Genomic DNA, 961 nt, shown 5'->3' on the forward strand with positions numbered 1-961 from the left:
CAACTAAAACAAGCCATGAGGGATAATGATATCTTAAAAAAGGCTGCAGCTTTCTTCATTCGAGACAATCAAAACTTAAAATGATGCGCGAAGTAAAGAAAGCAAACCCAGGCTTTAAAATGAGTGAATTATGCCGAGTATTCGAGATCAGTTGTAGTAGTCTCTATTACAAACCGATCCCAAAAAGCGTTGAAAAACAGGCTCAGATACAATTGATAGAGCAAGCTTTCTCTGAGTCACACTCGACGTATGGCAAACGTCGAATACAGGCTGATTTATTAGATTTAAATTGTAAGGTTGGGGTTTACGCCATAGCTAGCGTAATGAAAAAATTGGGATTAATAGCGATTAAGCCAAAGAAAAAGCATTACTATCCAAATCAAGGTGAGGAGCAAGTTTACGCACCTAATTTGCTTAGACGACAGTTTAACCCTACGACTTATAATACCCATTGGGTGGGTGATATTACCTATATAAAATCACATCAGGGGTGGAGTTATTTAGCCTGTGTACTTGATTTAGGGACCAAAGAAATCGTTGGGTATGCCTTATCAAGCCAACCCAATGCAGCGTTAGCGACAGCGGCATTAAATAACGCGATACAACGTCAGAGGCCAAATACACAGGAGTTGATGTTTCACTCAGACCAGGGTTGTCAGTACTCAGCTAAGGTGTTCAGAGAAAAGCTAAAGCACTTAGGCATTGAACAAAGTATGAGTCGTAGAGGAAATTGTTGGGATAATGCGGTGATGGAACGATTTTTTAGGAGTTTAAAGACTGAAAGATTAAACCGTTTAGCTTTTACCAATCACAGCGCAGTAGTGAGCGTGGTTGAGCAATATATTCAGTTCTACAATTACAAACGCAGACATTCGGCAATAGATTATAAGACGCCACATCAGAAATATAATGAGTTAAAAAAAGCGGCTTAAAATCTCTCCAGAAATACTTGACCATTACA

At 39.1% G+C, this 961-nt stretch carries 1 pseudogene; it reads left to right on the plus strand.

What is annotated here, in order from left to right:
* A pseudogene (locus AAEZ00_RS20550) lies at positions 1-932 on the plus strand (IS3 family transposase); the annotation flags it as partial.
* Positions 933-961 lie beyond the last annotated feature (29 nt).

The sequence above is a fragment of the Shewanella sp. S1-49-MNA-CIBAN-0167 genome (genome assembly GCF_040310145.1).
In the GTDB taxonomy this organism is placed as follows: Bacteria; Pseudomonadota; Gammaproteobacteria; order Enterobacterales; family Shewanellaceae; genus Shewanella; species Shewanella psychromarinicola.